15 protein-coding genes and 1 CRISPR repeat array are annotated in these 20814 nt (G+C 61.8%); of the genes, 4 read left to right on the top strand and 11 right to left on the bottom strand.

The window, feature by feature from the left end; translation table 11 throughout:
- Window positions 1–94: 94 nt before the first annotated feature.
- Genes EFA46_RS12515 through cas6 form a run of 4 tightly spaced genes read right to left on the bottom strand, consistent with a single transcriptional unit; the run spans window position 95 to window position 5081 of the window.
- Entirely contained in the window at window positions 95–796 is a 702-nt protein-coding gene (locus EFA46_RS12515; protein WP_123077953.1) for a hypothetical protein, read from the bottom strand.
- The gene (gene cas7d, locus EFA46_RS12510) at window positions 789–1730 is read right to left on the bottom strand and encodes a type I-D CRISPR-associated protein Cas7/Csc2 (RefSeq protein ID WP_123077951.1); all 942 of its coding nucleotides are present in this window, start codon (window positions 1728–1730) and stop codon (window positions 789–791) included. The genes EFA46_RS12515 and cas7d overlap by 8 nt, the downstream gene beginning before the upstream one ends.
- Before the next feature lie 19 nt (window positions 1731–1749).
- Window positions 1750–4236 (bottom strand): hypothetical protein, encoded by a 2487-nt coding sequence (locus EFA46_RS12505; protein ID WP_255494104.1) that lies wholly within the window; start codon window positions 4234–4236, stop codon window positions 1750–1752.
- Window positions 4233–5081 carry a CRISPR system precrRNA processing endoribonuclease RAMP protein Cas6 gene (gene cas6, locus EFA46_RS12500; RefSeq protein WP_123077949.1) on the bottom strand — a complete coding sequence of 283 codons (849 nt, stop codon included), beginning with the start codon at window positions 5079–5081 and terminating at the stop codon, window positions 4233–4235. Before cas6 ends, EFA46_RS12505 begins: the two co-directional genes overlap by 4 nt.
- Window positions 5082–5255: 174 nt before the next feature.
- Here cas6 and csa3 point away from each other — a divergent pair, with 174 nt between their 5' ends.
- Window positions 5256–5888: a CRISPR-associated CARF protein Csa3 gene (gene csa3 / locus EFA46_RS12495; RefSeq protein ID WP_123077947.1), complete on the top strand. Its 633-nt coding sequence runs from the start codon at window positions 5256–5258 to the stop codon at window positions 5886–5888.
- Window positions 5889–6004: 116 nt separating this feature from the next.
- Window positions 6005–6986: direct repeats of the CRISPR family, unit length 37 nt; unit sequence GTCGCAATGCGATAGAAACCCGGAACGGGATTGAAAC.
- Between the two features lie 313 nt (window positions 6987–7299).
- On the opposite strand, the gene EFA46_RS12490 is transcribed toward csa3, so the two are convergent.
- Window positions 7300–7662, bottom strand: coding sequence for a hypothetical protein (locus tag EFA46_RS12490; RefSeq protein ID WP_123077945.1), 363 nt, complete (start codon window positions 7660–7662; stop codon window positions 7300–7302).
- 563 nt (window positions 7663–8225) lie between these two features.
- On the opposite strand from EFA46_RS12490, the gene EFA46_RS12485 reads away from it, so the two are divergent.
- Entirely contained in the window at window positions 8226–10172 is a 1947-nt protein-coding gene (locus tag EFA46_RS12485) for a glycoside hydrolase family 127 protein (RefSeq protein ID WP_123077943.1), read from the top strand.
- 5 nt (window positions 10173–10177) lie between these two features.
- Here the strand turns inward: EFA46_RS12485 and EFA46_RS12480 are convergent, their stop codons facing one another.
- From EFA46_RS12480 to EFA46_RS12460, 5 genes are all read right to left on the bottom strand, one after another.
- Complete coding sequence (locus EFA46_RS12480; protein ID WP_123077941.1) at window positions 10178–10993, bottom strand: IclR family transcriptional regulator; 816 nt, start codon at window positions 10991–10993, stop codon at window positions 10178–10180.
- Window positions 10994–11430: 437 nt separating this feature from the next.
- Window positions 11431–12528: an ABC transporter ATP-binding protein gene (locus EFA46_RS12475; RefSeq protein WP_123077939.1), complete on the bottom strand. Its 1098-nt coding sequence runs from the start codon at window positions 12526–12528 to the stop codon at window positions 11431–11433.
- Between the two features lie 10 nt (window positions 12529–12538).
- A complete protein-coding gene (locus EFA46_RS12470; protein WP_123077937.1) occupies window positions 12539–13411 on the bottom strand; it encodes a carbohydrate ABC transporter permease in 873 nt (290 codons plus the stop codon).
- Window positions 13408–14223, bottom strand: coding sequence for a carbohydrate ABC transporter permease (locus tag EFA46_RS12465; RefSeq protein WP_158604276.1), 816 nt, complete (start codon window positions 14221–14223; stop codon window positions 13408–13410). The genes EFA46_RS12470 and EFA46_RS12465 overlap by 4 nt, the downstream gene beginning before the upstream one ends.
- Before the next feature lie 129 nt (window positions 14224–14352).
- Window positions 14353–15648 (bottom strand): ABC transporter substrate-binding protein, encoded by a 1296-nt coding sequence (locus tag EFA46_RS12460; RefSeq protein ID WP_158604275.1) that lies wholly within the window; start codon window positions 15646–15648, stop codon window positions 14353–14355.
- Between the two features lie 259 nt (window positions 15649–15907).
- On the opposite strand from EFA46_RS12460, the gene EFA46_RS12455 reads away from it, so the two are divergent.
- Together EFA46_RS12455 and EFA46_RS12450 are read left to right on the top strand one after the other, a co-directional pair.
- Window positions 15908–17830, top strand: coding sequence for a glycoside hydrolase family 127 protein (locus EFA46_RS12455; protein WP_123077931.1), 1923 nt, complete (start codon window positions 15908–15910; stop codon window positions 17828–17830).
- Window positions 17831–19068: 1238 nt separating this feature from the next.
- Window positions 19069–19668: a hypothetical protein gene (locus EFA46_RS12450; protein WP_123077929.1), complete on the top strand. Its 600-nt coding sequence runs from the start codon at window positions 19069–19071 to the stop codon at window positions 19666–19668.
- A 97-nt stretch (window positions 19669–19765) separates the two neighbouring features.
- Here the strand turns inward: EFA46_RS12450 and EFA46_RS12445 are convergent, their stop codons facing one another.
- Window positions 19766–20737, bottom strand: a complete 972-nt coding sequence (locus tag EFA46_RS12445) for an NAD(P)-dependent oxidoreductase (protein ID WP_123077928.1) — start codon at window positions 20735–20737, stop codon at window positions 19766–19768.
- Window positions 20738–20814 lie beyond the last annotated feature (77 nt).

Genomic DNA, 20814 nt, shown 5'->3' with positions numbered 1-20814 from the left:
CGCGGTTCTGGAACGCGCGGGCGTGGTCGAAACCGCGCTCGGCGAACCCTTCTGCAGGTAGTTCGGTCGCGAGCGCGGCGCTCCGGACGCGCATCTATCTCACCTCCGGGACGATCGTCTCACGTGCGTACTCGGGGTCGACACCGACGAAGTGCTGGAGGCGGGGGTCGTTGCCGCGCTCGAACGTGTCGCTTCGCTCCAAGAGCTCGGTGAGTATCTCCGTCGGAAGGTCGTAGACCTCTTCGAGGAGGTACTTGTTCAACACGAGCCGGTTGAGGCTCGATTCGGTTGCCCGGAACTCCCCGGTCTGTCCGATGCCCATCCGGAACGATGGTCTGGTGGGAAGCGGCTCTTCGCTCCAGATAGTGAACTCGAACGTGGAACCCGGTGAGAGTCCCTGATACCGCCGAATAGTCTGCCACCCGGCCCCTGAACGTTCGAGGATTTCCGGAACCGATTTCCCACCCGTTACCTGATCAGCGACGTCCGGGTCGGCGGTCGTGAAGTGTCGTTCGGAGCGGTAATCAGTGCTCCGAAACGTCCGCTCGTCAGCCTTGACGGTGACTGGGTGCATGTCGCTCACGAACAACGGTAAGTCGCGGAGGTGGTCGTACGAAGGAGTCGTCGCGTCCTCCCCGACGAGTGCATATCGCTTCTCGAGCCCGCAGTATCGGTAGCCGATCGCGTGCATGAGTGCCGTCGCGGAGAGCATCGGCTGTGTCCGGACGGAGCGCCCCTCCGCGCTCGAGTAAAACAGTGGAGCGTACAGTTGTGCCTCGTACGTCTTTTCAATCATCGTCGGTAAACACGTCCATTGCCGCCTCGGTGAGGTGCTTGAACTCCTCACGGAGAACATCGTCGGCGTCATCGGTCTCCCGCGCTGCGACCGCCTTCAGGTCCTCGTACCACTCGGGGAAATCGTCGGCCCCCTCGAACTCACCGTAGACCTCCCAGTCGGCACGACGGACCGCCTCGATGTAGTCAGCAATACTCTCGTCGATGTCGGCTCCCCCCTCGTGGTACTCCATCAGGAGCTCGCCCGTCGAGAGTGAGGTGTCGTGATCGCCCAAGATCACGGCGCGGATCTCGTTCCGGACGTTACGTCCCGTGCGCGTCTCTCGCGCCCCGTATCGGCCCGTGTTCAGGATGTTGTGGAGCGCGTAGAGGAGCATCGGCCCCGTCGCAGCTTCGAGCGTGACGAAGTGAACGAGGGAGTTCCCGGGCTGGACCTTGACGTAGTCGAACAACGCCTCGGACTGTTCGTTCTCGTCTGTCCGCATCGTCCCGGACTCGTACACTGCGTTCCGGGTCTCCTTGTTCATCAGGTCGTACTCGTCGGTCGTGTACGTGTAGCCCTCGATGACTCGGGACTTAATTGCGAAGTCTTGGTCGCCGGTACCGGCGAGGCCGTACGTAAGCGTCCCAACGTTGATCGACTCTTCGAGCGACGCGGGCTCGTTGTAGGTGTACCCTTCGTCGACGAGTTCGTCGTCAAGTGATCGGAGTAGGTCAAGACCAGTAAGGCGCTCCTTGCTCGTGAACTTCTCGCCGTTCACCTGCGCGTGTAACTGGTCGCCGAACTGCTGGGTCTCGGCGCGGTCGTTGTTCGAGTTGCGGAATAGCGTCGGCTCAGTAATTTCGCGTTCGACGACGAGCGTGACGCTCGGCTTCTGCATGCGGTAAATCTCGAACGAGTCAACGAGGCCGGTTTCGGGGTAGGTGAGTGTCATTGTGGATCGGTGAGTCGGGTTAGTTGTCGGACGATTCTGTATCGTCGTCTTCGTACAGGACCTGCTCGTAGGCGTAGAGGTACGAGTTGACGAGTGCGTTCTCCCAATCGGAGAGCTTTTTAAGAGAGGCGAGGTCGTTCTCGACGAGGTACGTGTGTAAGGCGTCAACGAACGCCTCTGCCTCTTCGACCGTCACGTAGCCGGCGTAGTCCTCGCGGTCCGCTGCATCGTACACCTGCGCTGCGACGTGTTCGAGGAGGTCAGCCTCGGACATCCGCTGATTCTTCGCGCTGAGGAACGCGTCGATCGCCTCCCGGAAGATCTTCGTCTTCTTGTACTTGCTGTCGTACTGCTCGCCGAAGAGATCGACTCCTCGCTCGGCGACGGTTTTCATGTCCATGAGTTGTTTCGTGTGGTACGTTTCGAGGTACGACTTGAGCTCGGAGAGCCGAGTCGCGTGCTCGTGATTCTGCACCGCGAAGTTGGTGAGGTGGTGGAACGTGTCCCGGTCGAGTTGGAGATAGGGGTTCCGCATCCCTGCATCCTGTCCGACCATGCTGATGATCTTACAGAGGGAGAGCGCGCGTCGGAGGTGTGACTGCTCGTACTCCCTATCGCGTTCGATGAAGGACGGAAGTGGCCCAAACCGATCGACCGTGTCCAGACCGAGAAGTTCCTGCTGGCGGATCGCGTCCTCATCGACAAATACCTCGTCGCCGCTCTCGAACCGAGTGAACGGCCGACCGAGCACGATCTTCATCCCAGCGTCCTGTGCTGCCTCCAGTAGCTGTCGGACGACGACCATCCGGTGATTCTTCTCACCCATCGAGGGGTGGCCACCGAAATTGAACGGTTGGACGTAGTACTGCGGTCGGAGGAGGCTCTTATCCACCTCCGTGTCGCTGAGGTCAATCGTCTCGCCCTGCTGGAGGCCGACGCGTTCACCCCGGAGACGGATGTCGCCGAGGAACTCGTCGAAGTAGTAGTACGCGACACCGACGTTTGAGTTCAGTTTGACGCCGGACCGCTCGCACGTGTCCGCGAGAAGTGCGTATTCGAGGTTGCACACCTCGCAGATCTTTTTATATTCCTCATGAGGAGGGACTCTCTTTGAGAATTCATATGGACGATAGATTGCGTTTTGCCCCTTCTGATATAGGGTTTCAGTCTGCTTTCCACAGAGATAGCACATCCTATGTTTATCCGGTACTGCTTCTTCTCTTCGGATTCCAAACAGAGAACTAACTACTTCGGCTATTGCGTCTACCGACGCTTCAAGGTCTCCTTCTAGCTGAGGCTCATATTTCTGCTGGAACTGGTCTAACTCATCGGATATCTCTGGGTAGGATCTTGCTAGCTCAGTTATGAACTCTAACTTTATTTTTTGCCCCTTCGAGCTTTTATTTCCCTCAATTGAATCATAGGTTTCATCATACGTCTTTTGCAACCGTTCGTTTTCGAACTCGCTTACTCTATCAACGTATATTGATTTGATAAGTGACGGAAGATATTCGTCGAATCCATCGGGAACTCTTTCAAGAGACTCAATCCCGCCTGCATCCGATTTGAGTAACTCAACCGCTTGCTGACGAATCTGCTCTATTTTTTCATCAACTGGTAGGCTTAGTTCTCCCAGAACATCGTAGTCGAAGGTGTTCCATCCTAACTTGCATGAGAATGAATATGGCCCATTACGTGTGATATTCTGTTTAACTCTCTTGTATACTCGTCCTCGAAGCACGTCGCGGTCGACATCGTCACCGAGGTAGAGCACACGATCGGACGTGCTCCCGACGACAACACCGTACTCTTCCCCGTCGTCTTCACCGGAGATGACCTCCTTCGTCGCACCGAGGAGTTCGTCGTTGAGGATCGGTTGTTCGACCTGCGAAAGCTCGAGGAAGTGAACTTCGTCGTCGTCGAGTTTCTTGTGAAGTTCGACGTAGCCCTGCTCGATACCGTCACGAAGGATCACCGATGCGATTTGATCGCCGATCCGGCAGTACCGTGCGAGGCTGGCGAACGCCGTCTCTGTTCCCGTTTCTCGCGTCTCGCGGCTGTCCTCGTTCACTTCAGTCCGCTGGACGAGGTAGTGGAGGTCATCGCGGTAGCCGTCGCCGAGGAACGCCTCGACGCCGAAGTCGTCGCCGTTCTCGAAGTAGGCGTCGAACGCCTCGCTCGTGTTCCCGTCCGTCTCGACACCGTAGGCTTCGCGGACGTACTTGTTCATGTCGTGGAGTACGAGCGCCGCCGCGAGAACCGACAGGTCTTCCTCAAGGTCGATGATGTCGCGGCCGCCGTCGACGGCGTTGTACACGAAGGTGTTCACTCCGATCGTCATCGCGTTGATGACGTGGGCCGCGAGTGACGTCGTCTCCTTCGGATCGGTCTTGGCGTCGTACTCGCCAGCGTGTTCGAGGACATTCCCGACGAGCGGCGAGTCCACGATGTAGTCATGGGCGTATCGGGCTGCGGAAGCAGGTGTGTCGTACTCCCCGGAACTCACACTTCCACCTCCACAGAGACCGTCCCACAGCCACGTGAGACGAACCCGCCCACGCCCGCGTACTCGCTGAAAAGCGCGAGCGCCGTGACCGCTGTCCGGATGGCTTCGCTTGCACCCTTGAACCGATAGGTGCAGTCGGCGGTGAACCCCTGACGGAGGATTGGGCCACCGTCTTCACCGCGATTGACGAGAACGCTGTGCGTCTCATACGTGTGCGCGTCGGGTTTCTCGATGAGGTTCGTCTCGAAGTCCTCGCGAGTCATCGCGAGGTCGAGTTCGTCGACCCGCTCGTCCGGGATCGTCGACGACCATTTGCGGAGGAGCGAGCGGAAGACGCTGCCTCGATGGGGGAACATCGTCGTAATCTCCCCACTCTCCTTGATGCAGGTCGGCTTCTCGAAGCGCACCTCGATTTCGAAGGTGTCGTGGTTCTGCTTGACGATCTGCGAGGCTTCGTTGAGGAGTTCCTCGTGCGTCGTGTTCGTACTCGCGAAGTCGCGCACGCGGAAGTCGCCGTCGGCGAGTTCGAGCGTGTCGCCGCTGAAGACGAACGCGTCGGCGAGCGCTTGGAAGACCGCCTGATCACGTGGGTCGGCGACGCCCAGCTTGAGGTCGTAGGTCTCGTCGCGGATCACGCGCTTGTGGTGATCGCGGTGGCTCCCGTCGAAGGTTCCGAGGAGCCCGCTGTTCGTCAGACTCCCGATCGGAGAGTCGTGGACACGCGTGCTGACGTCCTCGTCGACGTCGTCGAGAGCCGAGAGGACAGCACCGTAGATCTGGTAGCCGTTCGCAGTCGGCACTGGGAACGCCCCCTCGGGATCGAGAGTCAAGTCGACCCGTCTCATGGCACCTCACGGAGGCAGTCAATCGTGTGTCGGCTCACGGCCACATCTGTACCGGTCACACTATTGAATCTTTTCGTGGCTTTGGAAACGTATTCAAAGAATAGAAATCCAAGTCTCTCAATTACGCTTTTTCGAAGCCAAACCGTTTAGTCGGCTACAGTTGCAATCGAATGTATGCGTACATACGTCTCGACGATCGGGCACTATAGCCCACGGGTGATGCGTCCGATACTCAACAACGGTCTCGACGCTGACGACGTCGTCGTTCTCCTCCGACCGCGCGACGACGCGAGCGACAGGGCAGCAAGTGCGATTCAAGACGTCGAACAGACCGTCAACGAGCTAGGACCCGGATCGGAAGTCGTCGTTGAGGAGATAAGCTACGAAGCGTTCGAGACCGCCGTCATAGAGTGTGTCGATGTCCTAGAGGCGGCAGATGGGACGGTCGTGCTCAACTTCGATGGAGGGCCCCGGGAGATCTTCCTCCCATTGACCGTTGCTGCGATCGCTCGACCTACCGTCGTTGACCTTGCACTCCAGTTCAGAGATGTCGACGAGGAGATCGAAGAGCTCACGCTTCCGAACCTGATGAGTCGTCCGTCCGACGCGACCCTTGATACGCTACGCTATCTCGTCTCGGTTGATGGTGGAACGACTCTCCCTCGGGTCTCTGATGAGACCGACAAGTCCCGAAGTACCGTTGGCAGGCATCTTGATGCACTCGAAGCCGATGGTGCTGTCGAGACCTGGATGGAGGGGAAAACGCGCCATGCCGCCCCGACGCTCGCCGGTCAGCTTCACGTATGAGCGGCAGTTTCGTGGACCCTCTTCAAAGCCGTGGATAGGTGGGGTCCACGAATTGATCCCCTCCTCACGCGCTTTCAGAGAAAAGTATAGGTGCTTTGTACCGAAAAAAGCCCCCTGTCGCAATGCGATAGAAACCCGGAACGGGATTGAAACTTGTCGATAACAGCGCGCGAGAACGTGACCCCCGAGGTCGCAATGCGATAGAAACCCGGAACGGGATTGAAACATGCTGTCGTCGGGGGTGGGGGTGGTGTCCGTCATGTCGCAATGCGATAGAAACCCGGAACGGGATTGAAACCAGTCTGGCCGGTGTCGCTAGAGGACGTTGACGCCACGTCGCAATGCGATAGAAACCCGGAACGGGATTGAAACACGGAGAACGGCGAGCAGATCGTCGACGGCTACGCCGTCGCAATGCGATAGAAACCCGGAACGGGATTGAAACCGTGATGCCGACCCAACTCCCCGAGGACTGGACGGTCGCAATGCGATAGAAACCCGGAACGGGATTGAAACTTGTCGTGCAGGTGAATCTTCGCTTCGTCGACGAGGTCGCAATGCGATAGAAACCCGGAACGGGATTGAAACACGAATCGGCCAAACCCGGCCGATTCCGAGTACAGGGAGAGTCGCAATGCGATAGAAACCCGGAACGGGATTGAAACTGCCAGTCGTCGGCGTCGACGTCGGTCTTCTCGGCGGTCGCAATGCGATAGAAACCCGGAACGGGATTGAAACCTCTTCATCGACCCGGCGGCGCGCTCGAAGTCGCTGTCGCAATGCGATAGAAACCCGGAACGGGATTGAAACTCGACCGATGAGCGTCGACGTGGAGAGTGACGAGGGGTCGCAATGCGATAGAAACCCGGAACGGGATTGAAACAGAGCGAGGCCGCCCGCAGCGAGAAACGCCCGACGTGTCGCAATGCGATAGAAACCCGGAACGGGATTGAAACCGCGCGACGAGCGTTTCGTCGTCCTCGAGGACGTGTCGCAATGCGGTAGAAACCCAGAACGGGATTGAAACTGCGCGGTCGCGAGGACGCTCCCCTGTTTCGCGTGTCGTAACGCGGTAGAAACCCGGAATAGGGGTGATTGTCACGCCGCTGGTGACTGTCCCCCCCGCTCTCTCCTGAACAACGTGGTTCTTGGAGGGCGAGTTGCGGGTGCCGTGGGCGCCGCCCCGGAGAGGGACGTGCGGGGTGTACCCGAGCACGGCTTCGCCCCCGAAACGGACTATCCACTCTGGTCGGGGAATGCGGACACGGGGTGCGTGGGCGTTCTATTCGGCGTGCGAGACGGACCGGGGACTCGCTCGTCGAGCGACGGGAGGTGACGCGAGGACGCATCGGTGCAGTCGGTTGGGAACGACCGACGCCCTGGACGGCCGCGTCGCTCTCGTCCCGTCGCGCTAGGCGTGTCGCTCGTAGGCCTCGACGAGCCGGCTCCCGAAGCCGCGTTCGCGCTCGAGCTCGTCGACTTCGTTGCGGAGCGCGCGCTGTACCTCGCCGATGGCGGATTCGGGGACGTCCTCGATGCTCGCGACGTTCTCGAGGTCCTCGCGGTGGACGACCGACCAGCCGCCGTCGGGGTCGAAGGCGACGCCGCGAACGCCCCGGTTCGTGATGAGGGCGGCGGCGACGACGAGCGTCCCGTCGACGGCGTCGAGCTCGAAGCGCTCGACGGGCCGAACGGCGACGAACGCGTCCGATTCGCCGAGCGCCGCGACTTCCCGCGCCGTTAGCGGCCGCGACGGCAGTGAGGAGAGATCCATACGCCTCCTCCGTGTTCGAGCGCCCTCGGCCTTTCGGATGCGCGGCGACGCCGCGCGTCGTCGCCCGGCGACCATGAACGCGATGAAGCCGCGGCCGTAGCCGCGCTGATACGTCCGCTTCGCGAACGCGAGCCGCGACCGGGTCGGTGTAGGCGCTTCGCCGGCCGAGGACGTTCGAGAAGCCGGTGGCGACGCCCGCGAAGGCGAGTGCGTCCGGGCCAGCGACGTCGTCCGCTTGGTTCCCGTGCCCGGCTTCGCACCGCACAGTCGCGGCGACGCCGGGACGTCCGGAGTGTTCTGACTCGTGGCCGCATTCGGAGACCAGTCTATCCGACACACTGTGAATCTAGATGATACTACACCCGATGGAGATGGCTACCGGGCTGCATCGCGCGCTCTCGCGGCGCTTCTCGACTCGGACGAGCCACCTCGAAGCCGACACCCTCCTCCATTGTGCCGGTCGATCTCGTGCTCGAAGGATTCACCGACCGACAGTTCCTACCAGCGAAACACCGCACCTATGCCCACCGGGATATTTATCCAGTGACGTTCATCACATAAATATGAGCGGCACCTATTGGTCGCCTGGACTCAAAAACGTCAGAATACGCGATGATTTCTGGTTACCTCGTCTGAAGACGAACTCCTATATCTCCCTCGACCAGCAGTACGATCACCTCCAAGCGAACGGCTCCCTCGACAATTTCCGTCGCGTCGTCGGCGAGGCCGGTGGTGACTTCGAGGGCCCGCCGTTCATCGACGCGAACGTCTATAAGTGGATCGAGGCCGCGAGCTACGCGCTCGCGACCGACGAAATGACGACTCTCCGAGAGAAAGTCGATACCGTAATCTCCCTTATCGAACAGGCGCAGGCCGACGATGGATATCTGTTCACCTACTTCATGCTCGGCGACGACTCGGGGAGGTGGTCGAACTTCACCATGATGCACGAGCTGTACTGCGCCGGGCATCTGATCGAGGCCGCAGTCGCACACCACCGCGCGCTCGACGACGACCGTCTTCTCCGGGTCGCCTGTTCCCTGGCCGACCACATCGACGAGCGATTCGGCCCGGACAAACTGGATAAGATACCGGGCCACGAGGAGATCGAACTGGCGCTCGTTCGACTCTATCGGATCACTGAGGACGACCGGTATCTGGACCTGGCGGGCTATTTCATCAATCGACGGGGACACGACCCCTCCCCGTTGGCGGAGGAGCTGCCACGACTCGAGCAGATGATCGAGCAGAACTCCTTCAGCGAAGAGCAAAAGGAGAGCGGGTGGTCCGTCGTCGGGTATCAGGACACCTTACGCGACGACTCCGGAGAGTACGACGGTCTCTGGGCACAGGACCATGCCCCTATCCGTGACCAGCGACGCGTGGAGGGACACGCCGTCAGAGCCGGGAACCTCTACGCCGCCGTTGCCGCATACCTACAGGAGGTCGACGACGACGAGTTGTTCACCGCAGTCGAGCGCCTGTGGCGGAACATGGTGACCCGCCGTATGTACGTCACCGGCGGCATCGGTTCGAGTCCGGACACCGAGTCGTTCACCGAGGATTACGACCTCCCCAACGACACCGCCTTCGCTGAGACCTGTGCGTCCGCGAGCGCGATATTCTGGAGCCAGAACATGTTCGATCTGACAGGGGACGGACGGTATATCGACACCCTCGAGCGCATCCTCTACAACTCCCTGCTGTCCGGTGTCTCGCTCGACGGATCGCGATACTGCTACAACAACCCCCTGCAGACGGACGAGGAGTACCACCGAAACGAGTGGTTCTACGTCGCGTGCTGTCCACCGAACCTCTCCCGCGTCCTCGCATCGCTCGCCGAGTACATCTACGCCCGATCCGAGCGCGAACTGCTGTGCAATCTCTACGTGAGCAGCACCGTCGACACGACCCTCGCGGGGACCGACGTCACCCTCGAACAGCGCACCGAGTACCCGTGGGACGGAGACGTGGCCGTCGAACTCTCCCTGGACGACTCGGCGACGTTTACGCTCGGCTTCCGCATCCCCGACTGGACCGAGGACTGGGCGGTCACGATCAACGGCGAGTCCGTCTCCGTCGCCCCGACCGACGGCTACGTGACGGTCGGCCGGGAGTGGGATGACGGGGATCATATCGAGGTGTCACTCGCGATGGAGCCGGACGTCGTCGTCGCGCATCCCGACGTCGAGAGCGACAAGGCACACGCGACGCTGCGTCGCGGGCCGCTCGTCTACTGCGTGGAGGACCTCGACAATTCCCATCCGGCACGGCACCTCATCCTCTCACGGCCGGACTCGCTCAGCGCCCGATACACCGAGTCGATCCTGGACGGCATGACGGTCATCGAGGGGGAGGCGAACGTTCAGGACGTACAGGAGTGGCAGGACGCGCTCTACCGGTCGCTCGACTCGGTCACGGAATCCTCGACCGAGTTTCTCGCGATCCCGTATTACGCCCGGAACAACCGCGGTCCGACGTCGATGCGGACGTGGCTGCGTCTCGCCTGACTCGCTCAGTCCCGCCCCGACGCGTGGACCGTCTGCTCGACGTCCAACTTCCGCTCGATGACGGCTGCGGTCCGGACGACCTGCTGGCAGATGCGTTCTTGATACGCACCGTTGATGCGTTTCGAGAGCCCGGTGACGGCGACGACTGCGAGCGGTTCGTCGTCCTCGTCCAAGACGGGAGCGGCGATCGTTTTGTGCTCGACGTCCGTGAGATGCGACTCCGAGCGCGGTCCCGTCTGGTCGGGTTCGGCGATGGACGGCCCGCTCCCGGTGTGGTCTTCGGAGATGACGAAGCCGTCGACTCGGGCCTGCTCTAGCTCCGCCGCGATCTCGCCGTCCGAATCCGCGACCATGTCTGCGGACGTGGTCCCGTTTGGCTCGGAGTGCGCGCCGTCGGATCGGAAGGCCAGCAGGACCTTTCCGACTGAATGCTCGGTGATCGGCACGTTCGAACCGGCCGTGACTGACAGCGTCGTCTTCTCGCCCCTCGCGTAATGGAGGATGGTGACCACGTCGTCCTCCGGGACGGCGAGATACGATAGCTCTCCAGTTTCGTTCGCTAAACTGTCGATCGCTTCGTGGCCGTGCTGATAGACGGGTCGCTGGTTTTTGATCGTCTCGCTGATCGTGAGGAACTTCAGCGATAGTTGGTACTTCCCGTCGGACTTGAATGCCAACCCGTTCGCCCGCAGCGTCTGGAGGTGCGTGTACACGGTGCTCTTGTGGTACGGCGTGTCGTCGGCGAGTTCCGTGACTCCTGCACTCCCCTTCTCGAGGAGGAGGTCGACGATACGGAACAGTTTCTCGTTCGATTTGAGCACGTGTACCCCTCTCCAAGTAGAAACTCATCCACGTGCTCACTAAACTCTATCGGCGCCCCGTGGGTGTGCCGCCTGCACTGGAGAGCAGATGACCGGATGGCCTATTCCTCGCTTCCCGGCGTTGACAGGGGTCGACGTGGGATGACGCGCGTTCCTCGGCGTGGTGCCGCAGTTGGACAGACGTCAGAACTGACTGCTCGTAACTCTTCTAAGAAAATAGCTCTCCTTATTGAAGAGCTACTATATGCTAATTCGTCTCAAAGACCGCAGTCTAGCGTGGTGTTCGACGCAGAGTAACGGAGAGAAATATTCAGTATACGTCGAATAGTGGTGATAGTCGGTTGAACCAGCTACTTACCGCCTCTCGACGGAAGTAGAGACTTGCACTCTTCTCGGAAGTACAATTGGACTCCACGCCCTTCTGGGCGGGGAGTTCGTCACGCGAGAGTTGTGGGTTCCTCGGAGGCCAACGGCGGGTTGTAGACGGCGTCGTCGTCGGCGTCGAACAGATGGACGTGCTTCGGGTCGATCTCGACACCGACGGTGTCGCCCGGGTCGAGGTGTTTCGAGCCGTCGACCTGTGCCACGATGGTCTCATCCAACCCGTCGATCTTCAGGTGGATGATGTTGTACGCGCCGATCTGCTCGAATACGGTGACCTCTGCGGAGAAGTCGCCGTCCCCGCCGGGGACGATGGACAACTCCTCGGGTCTGACTCCCAGCGTCGCGACGTCGCCCGAGATTCCGCTGGGTGCCTCGACCGAGAACGCGGCGTTCTGGAGTGTCCCGGACGCGTCGTCGTAGCGGCAGTCGAGGAAGTTCATCGAGGGGCTCCCGATGAACCCGGCGACGAAGCGGTTTGCTGGCTGTGAGTAGACGACCTCCGGGGTGTCGATCTGCTGGAGGTTCCCGTTGTTGAGGATCGCGACGCGATCCGACATCGTCATCGCCTCCTCTTGGTCGTGCGTGACGTAGATCGTCGTCGTCTGAATCTCCCGATGGAGCTGCTGGAGCTCCGCACGCATCGACGTCCGGAGTTTCGCGTCCAGGTTCGAGAGCGGTTCGTCGAGGAGGAACACTTCCGGGTCCCTGACGATGCTCCGCCCGAGCGCGACGCGCTGTTGTTGCCCGCCGCTGAGGGAGGGCGGGTTTTTGTCCAGATGGCCCTCGATGCCGAGCATGGAGGCGGTTTCGTCGATCCGACGCTCGATCTCCTCCTGTGAGACGCCGGTGTGATCCAACGCGAACGACATGTTCTCTCGCGCCGTCATGTGGGGATACAATGCGTACGCTTGGAAGACGAACGCGAGCTCGCGTTCCTGCGGGGAGGCGTACGTCACGTCCCGCCCACCGAAGTCGATGGTTCCCTCGGTCGGCGTCTCCAGGCCGGCGATCATCCGTAGCGTCGTGGTCTTCCCACATCCGGATGGGCCGACGAGCGTCAGGAACTCTCCGTCCTTGATCGTCATCGACAGGTCGTTGACCGCTACTAGGTCGTCGAAGCGCTTCGTGATGTTGCGTAGTTGTATTTCCATTGTCTCTCGATTATTCCATTTCGAGGCCGGCGATTCCTTCGATGAACTGGTCGGAGAACAGCGCGAACAGGATGACGACCGGGAGGGTCGCCAGCGTGCTCATCGCGAAGAGTTGGTTGTAGACGGTCGCTCCGTGGATCCCCTGGAACGATTGGAGTCCGACACTGATCGTGTACAGCTGCTCCGACTGGAGGAACGTCAGTGCGAACAGGAACTCGTTCCACGTGAAGACGAAGATCAACATCCCCGTCGCCACCATTCCGGACTTCACCAGCGGGAGGATCACCTTGATGAAGATCTTCCACTCCGGGATTCCGCCGATCCGGGCGGCCTCCTCCAAGCTCTCGGGCAGGTTCGTCATGAAACTGTGGAGGAGGAAGACGGAGAACGCGAGGAAGAACGTGCTGTAGACGAGGATCAGCCCCACTCGCGTGTCGACGAGGCCGAGACTCGCCAGCAGGTTGTACAGGGGAATGAGGAGGATCTGCGCCGGGATCATCAACAGCCCCAGGAACAGCAGGTAGACCGGGTTCGAGCCGGGGAAGTCGAAGCGGGCGAGCGCGTAGGCCGCCGGCGTCGAGATGGCGAGCGCCACCACGGTCGACCCGCCGCTGATCAGCATCGTGTTCAGGAACCACTGTCCCCACGGCCCGGTCTGCCACGCCGCCAGGTACGGCTCGATCGTCGCCGGACTCGGAACGAGCGCCGGTGGGAAGACCCCGATCTGTGAGGACCCCTTCAGGCTCGTCGCCACCATCCAGTAGAGCGGAACCAGCACGAAGAGCGCCGCGAGCACGACCGCGACGTAGCGGAGGCCGCGCTCCCACGCGACGCCCTCGCGATCCGGGTCGAACAGCCCGCTGATGCGATCGGTAACGCTCATATCTCCGTCCCTCCGGATAGCTTGATCACGATAACCGAGAGCACGAGCGACAACCCGAAGAGGATGAACCCGTACGCGGCGCCCTTCCCGAAGTTGAAGTAGCTGAACGCGACCTTGTAGAAGTGCGTGGACAGGATCTCGCTGGAGTTCGAGGGACCGCCGCCGGTCATGACGTAGACGTGGGCGAACGCGCGAACGGTGTCGATGATCCCGAGGACGACCGTGATCAGTATCGCCGGCTTGAGTAGCGGCAGCGTGATGTGCCGGAACATCGCCCAGCGGGATTTCCCCATGATCTTCGCCGCCTCGTAGACGTCACTGGGAAGCCCCTGCAGGCCGGCGAGGAGGATCACCATGTAGTAGCCCGTCCGCTTCCAGGCGACCATCAGCATCACGCTCGGGAGCGAGAGGGTCACCGAGTTCAGGAACCGCGCCGGTTCTTGGATGATCCCGATGGTCACCAGCGCCCAGTTCACGAGACCGTCGGGGCTGAGCAGCCAACTGAAGACGATCCCGGACACGACGATGGGGACGACGACCGGGACGAAGATCAGCGACCGGAGGAAGGACTGGCCCTTGATGCCACGGTTGATCATCATCGCGAGCCCGAGTCCAAGGACGAGGGGCACGATGATCATCCCGATACTGAAGATGAGCGTGTTCTTCGCCGCCACCCAGAACAGCGGGTCGGTTACGACGGCGGCGTAGTTGTCCAGTCCGACCCATCTCGCTTCGCCGCCGAGCGTGACGACCTCCTGAAAGCTCAGGATGAACGTGTCCACGAGCGGATACGCCATGAACACGGCGATCATCACGAACGCGGGAAGCAAGTAGAGGTACGGTCTCCACTCTCGACGGCCCTGAGCGGGCGTTAGTTTCCCGAGCAGCCTATCTTGTATTTCGGTCATGTTTGATGTATTGGACGACAGTGTGGGCGCAGATCAACCCTGTAGGATACCGTCGATCTTCGACTTCGCCTCCGAGAGGGCGGGTTCGACATCCTGCTCACCCAGTAGCGCCCGAGCCAGCGCGTTGTTCAGGGGGTCCTGCATCTCGATGGTTTTCGGGTGCATCGGCGGCGCGTGTCCCTGCTCCATCGCGCGGGTGAACGCGTCGTATAGACGACCGTTCTGCTCGACGAACTCCGTTTCGAGGCCGCTCTGTCGCGGCGGGAGGTATCCGATGTCTTCGACCGTCGTCCGCATGCCGTCCTCGGACTGCGACCACCGGACGAACTCCTTCGCGGCGTCGAACTTCCGCTCGTTCTCCGTGATCTGCTCGGGGATGACGATGCAGTTGCCGCCGAGGAAACTCGACTGCGTTCCGCCCTCGGGCTTGGGGAACATCGCGGTGGCCATGTCGTCCCAGACGTCGGGTGCCTGGTCCTCGATGTGGGAGATGAACCCGGCGGAGTACGCCATCGACGTCTCCCCGTTCATGAAGGCCTGCAACGTCCACGTGTCGTTGGACGTCGGATCCGTGCACAGGTCCTCCTCGACCATCGTCTTGAAGAAGTTGACGGCGTCGATCGCGGGTTGCTCGTCGATCAGACACTCCGTCATCTCCTCGTTGAACAGTTTGCCGCCGCCGGCCCAGACGTGGGGCATGAAGAAGAACAGCTCCAGTCCGAGGGAGTTCGAGCCCGCCAGATTGAGCGAGAGGGGCGTGTGGTCCGTGTTGTCTCTGATCGCTCGCGACGCGTCGAGGAACTCCTGGAAGGTCTCCGGCGGGCTCTCGGGGTCGAGCCCGGCCTCCTCGAAGTGGGACTTGTTGTAGACGTAGACGCTGCAGTCGATCCAGAACGGGAGCGCGCGGACCGTGTCGTTCCACGTGGTGAAGTCGGGAGTCAACGGATCGAAGTAGTCGTCGTGCCCGAGGCCTTCGTAGAACGACCCGAGGTCCGAGAGCGCTCCGAGCTGGGAGAATCGCGGCAGGTAGATCACATCGAGGCCGACCACCTCGGGCGCGTTCCCCGCGTTGATCTCGGAGATCAGCGAGCGGTATTTCTCCTCTGGTGGCTGGATACTCGCCGTCACCTCGATGTCCTCGTGGGCCTCGTTGAATCCCGGCTCGTACGCGGCCATCGGGTCGTCGCGCTCACGGAGCGTGATCTGGACGGGTCCCGAGCTCGAGCCGTCCCCGTTCCCACTGCCGTTTCCGGCACTACAGCCGGCCAGACCGACTGCTCCTGCCGTCGTGATGCCTTGCAGTAGCCGCCGCCTGTTAATTTCTCGCATGCAATCTGGACAGTCACGATAGTACATTAAAAATCTTTCCTTGAGGCGGTTCGGACGGTTGCGTGGTCACGCGCACCGCCTCGCTGTCGTGAATACCCGTTACAGAACGGCCGATCCGTTCTCCCATTACTCCCGTCTCGCTCCTCGGCCGTAGTGGCCCCGGCGTCCACAGATGCACCAATACTGATTCGGCGCGGAGATCGGTCCACTCCGCAACCCTGCAAAAAGTTTATTATCTTTGCTTGGTCGGGTTTAAGTGATGTCTGAGCAGCGAAAGCCGTTGTCGATCGGGAGTGTCGAGATCGAGGATGACTTCTGGCGACAGCGCCGCGAAGTCAACCGCGAGAAGACGATCGAATACCAGTACCAACAGCTTCGAGAGTCCGGGACGCTGGAGAACTTTCACCGTGCCAGCGAGGGCGAGAGCGGCGGTCACAACGGCATGTGGTTCCAGGACTCGGACGCCTACAAGTGGATCGAGGCGGCGAGCTACGTCCTCGCCAACCACCACGACCCCGAGCTGGCGGAGCGAGTCGAGGAGGTCATCGAGCTGGTGGCGGCGGCCCAGGAGGAGGACGGCTACCTGAACACGTACTTCGCGCTCGAGGAGCCGGAGAACCGATGGACGAACCTGAACATGATGCACGAGCTCTACTGCGCGGGCCACCTGATCGAGGCGGCCGTCGCCCACCATCGTGCGACCGGCGAGACGTCGCTCCTCGACGTCGCGACCGACTTCGCCGACCACATCGACCGAACGTTCGAGGACGACATCGACGGCGCGCCGGGCCACCAGGAGATCGAACTCGCGCTGATGGAACTCGCCGACGTCACCGACGAGGAGCGCTATCGCGACCTCGCGCGGTACTTCGTCGACATTCGCGGCCACAACGACCGACTCGCCTGGGAGTTCGCGAACATCGAGGAGATCGCGGGGTACGACCCGGACGACGACGAGGGCGGTATCGCCGGTCAGGCCGTGAACGTGTTCCTCGAAGACGGCGAGTACGACGGCAGTTACGCCCAGGCACACGCGCCGCTGCGCGAACAGGAGACCGTCGAAGGGCACTCCGTCCGGGCGATGTACTACTTCGCCGGCGCCACGGATGTCGCCGTCGAGACGGACGACGACGACCTCCTCCAGCATCTCGACCTGCTCTGGCGGAACATGACGGAAAAGCGCATGTACGTCACGGGCGGCATCGGCTCCCAGCACGTCGGCGAGCGGTTCACGACGGACTACGATCTCCCGAACGACACCGCTTACGCCGAGACGTGTGCGGCGATCGGGAGCATCTTCTGGAACCAGCGTCTCTTCGAGGAGACTGGGAAGTCGAAGTACGCTGATCTCATCGAGCGGCAGTTGTACAACGCTACGCTCGTGGGTGTCTCGCTGGACGGGACGGAGTTCTTCTACGACAACGTCCTGGAGAGCGACGGCTCTCACGACCGCGAGGGGTGGTTCGAGTGCGCGTGCTGTCCGCCGAACATCGCTCGCCTGATCGCGTCCCTCGAGCGGTATCTCTACGCGGTCGACGACGACGGTCTCTACGTCAACCAGTACGTCAGCGGGACCGCGACGCCGACGATTGACGGGACGACCGCGACGGTGACACAGACGACCGACTTCCCCTGGGAGGGAACGGTCGAACTCGACGTGGAGACTCCCGAGGAGACGGAATTCGCCGTCAGACTCCGCGTCCCCGAGTGGTGTACGGACGTGTCCGTCTCCGTGAACGGGACCTCGGTCGCCGTCGACGCGACCGAGGACTACGTCACGCTCGAGCGGGTCTGGGACGACGACCGGATCACCGCCGAGTTCGAGATGGACGTACAGGTGCTCGAAGCGCATCCGAAGGTCGAGGACGATGTCGGGCGTGTCGCTCTACAGCGCGGGCCCCTCGTCTACTGCGTCGAGGGCGTCGATAACGACCGACCGCTGCACCAGTACTCGATCGACTCGGAGGCGGAGTTCGAGGTGACGTACCGCGAGGATCTTCTGGACGGGGTCGCCACCTTGGACGCGACGGCGACCGTCCCCGCGAAGGACGGCTGGGACGGGGAGCTCTATCGGTCGGCCGACGAGACCGACGAGACGACCGCCCCGATCACCGCCGTGCCGTACTACGCGTGGAACAACCGGGGGCCGAACCGGATGCAGGTCTGGATCCGGGAGGCGTAGTGGCCGCCCGCTTGGTTGGGGCGCTCCCGGCCACCTGATTCCCCGTCGCGGTCTGATTGGATCGGCCTCGTGGCGGAGTACCGTTCGCGAGGGTCCCTTCCGACCTCCGAACCATTTACTCACAATAAACGCTCGTCGTCGCTCGACTAGACCGCGCCCGAACGTCCGATCGTTCGGACAAGTCCCGAACAACTTCCGCCCCCGTAGTGCCGCCGAAAATATACCTTATTATTGGTTATATAAGAGGGTGCTGTCGCGCGCCCTCGACTGGACCCGACCGAATCGGCTGTGACTGGCGCGACTCCGTTGTTTACTCTCGATAAACGCCGGGACAGGACCGCTCGACTCACTGGGGGGTGCCGACGGACGACTCTCACACGCTACACCGACCCAAGAATTACACCAATACGTGTGTAATGCTTGCTGCGAGTGTCTCACCCAGACGTTACACCGGTAGCACTGTAAGAGCCGTGTTGCCGGATTCGCTGACCCACCGTGCGAGGAGCCAGTCGCCGGAGTTGGGGTTCAACGAGCCCGGTGCTCGCCCGATCGACGACCCACGAGTCACCCACAACCCATGGCTCATTAATATACAAAAATAGACCATTTAGAGATACTATCTACTTACTTTCAAATAATGGTACATTCTCGTGTTCTCTGGCTGTCTCCGTACCGGACACTCATCAATATCTGATGGGTTCGAGGAAAAATCTACTAAATACATACATTATACTGAGATATGCCTCTAAATTGCCTGTTACAGGATAATCTACCATACTCTTCGGATTTCTTTTCCGGGCGTTCCCTCACTCCGCATAGGTTTTTACGCTGGTCTTTCCTAGCAGCCAGCTCGTAGCGCATCCGCTCTCATATCTCCTCTATCTGGGTATTTCTCGTACCACAGCCGTTCGACTTCCCCTGCGAAACTGATCGCTGAATTGATCGGGCTGTCGGCCTCGACTCGCGGCACCCCTCTCTCACGCCCAAACTATCACTTTCACATTCATATCCTTATACTGAATATTTTTGCCTCCTCCTGTCTTGTGGCCCGACCCACTTACCTGCTGGCGTCCGACCGTTCGGTACCTAGTTTAGTGCGACCTGTTGTCTCTGATCGAACGCTCGCTCCAGTACTACGGGGTTGGTTCACCTCGACACACGCGACCGAACCCTGCCACCACGACGGTCTCCCTCCGCGCGCCCACAGGGCTATCCGGGTGGAGCGCCTCCTCTTCAGGATGGCAGACGACAAACGCGGCCGAGAGAAGCAGGCCCGGGACGCCGAACGACGCCAGCAGGAGCGCGACATCGCGACCGAACTGGAGCGCGGCGACGAGCTCGAACCCCCAGTCGACGTCGTGGAGCGCGACACGTTCGAGGTCGACCTCGACGCGATCCAGTTCCCGGCGACGGGCGCGGAGGTCGTCGCGGAAGTCGGCGACCACACGGTGGAGTCGGCGGCGGGCCGCTACACCGTCAGGAACCTCGTTCCGGAGACGGACGCCGAGCGCTTCGACTCGCCGGCCGCCGTCCGAGTGCAGGTGCGGCGGCCGACCGTCGCGGCGGCGATGGCGCGCGTCATCGAGGCGAGCGAGACGCTTCCGAACGTGGAGTTCGGGTGGTCACAGCGCGACGCCTACGAGCTCACGTTCGCGGCACTCGTCGCGGTCGACGCCCTGGACGACGACGCGGGCGTCACCGCCGTCTGCGACTGGGTGGTCGAGCAAATCCACGAGAAGGACACGCTCCCGACATCGCGGCAGGTTCGCCGCCACGCGGCGGCGTTCTGTCGGGAGAACGGCTACGCGGTCCGCGACGACGAGTGGCTCGGGGCCTAGGCCAGCACCACTCACTGCGACACGCGCGTCGGCCAACCCCCGTATTCGGTCGTCGACCGGCCGTGAGCGGCCCCCGAGCTCCTCCGGGTCCGACTCGCTACTCCTCGACGTCGACGTCGCCGGCCTCGATCAGGGCGTCGACGGCTTCGCGGGTGGCTTCGAGCGAGGTGTAGCGGGGCTCGTAGCCGAGTTTCTCGCGAGCCTTCTCGATGCTCGCGTTCGGGCTGTAGCTGATGTGTTCCTCGGTCGCCTCGGCGGCGTCGGCGTCGTACTCGGGGCGCTCGGCCCACTCCTCGAAGGGGAGGTACGTGAGGTCGGCGTCGCGGCCGAACCAGTCGGCGACGGCTTCGGCGTAGCCCCGGAGGGTAAGCGCGCGCGGGGAGACGACGTGGAAGCTCTCGCCGACGGCGGCCGACCAGTTCTCGAGCGCGCGCTGGAAGCCCTGCGCGACGTCGTCGGCGTGGACGTGATGGACGGTCTCGAGGCCGAAGTTCGGGAGCGCGACCTCCTCGCCGCGCGCGAGTCGCCCGAAGACGTCGGTGTCGAAGTTCCCGGCGGGGTTGAGGGGCGCCCACCCGGGGCCGACGATGTGCCCGGGGTGGAGGACGCTCACGGGGACGCCGTTGCGCCGCGCCTCATCGAGCAGGTATTCCTCGATTGCGGCCTTCTTGCGGCCGTACTCGCCGAGCGGCCGGCGAGTGCGGGGCTCGTCCTCGGTCGTGGGGACGACGTCACTCGGGCCGTGCACCCAGACCGTCCCGCAGTGCAGGAGGTGCTGTACCTCGCCGCGAAGCGCGTCGACGAGCGCGCGGGCGCTCTCCGGCTCGAAGCAGATGAGGTCGACGACGGCGTCCGGGTCCGTGTCCAGAATCGCGTCGCCGAACTCGCCGCGCTCCTCGGCGGCCTCGCGGTCGAGCTCAACCGATTCGACGTCGGCCCACGCGCCGTCGTCCCGATAGGGGTCGCGCTCGCCCCGACTGACGGCGACGACGTCGTGGCCGGCGCGCACGAGTCGCGGCACGAGGTAGCTCCCGATGTGTCCGGTCGCGCCGATGACGGTGACACGCATGGGTAGCGCTGTCGCTCGTCCGCACGAAAAGGGTTCGCGTACCCCACGCGCGACTCCGCCTCTCAGGTATCCGGGAA

This window comes from Halarchaeum sp. CBA1220, from assembly GCF_003721175.2.
GTDB classification, from domain to species: Archaea; Halobacteriota; Halobacteria; order Halobacteriales; family Halobacteriaceae; genus Halarchaeum; species Halarchaeum grantii.
Note: the sequence above shows the minus strand (reverse complement) of the source record. Positions and strands in the feature narration are given on the sequence as shown.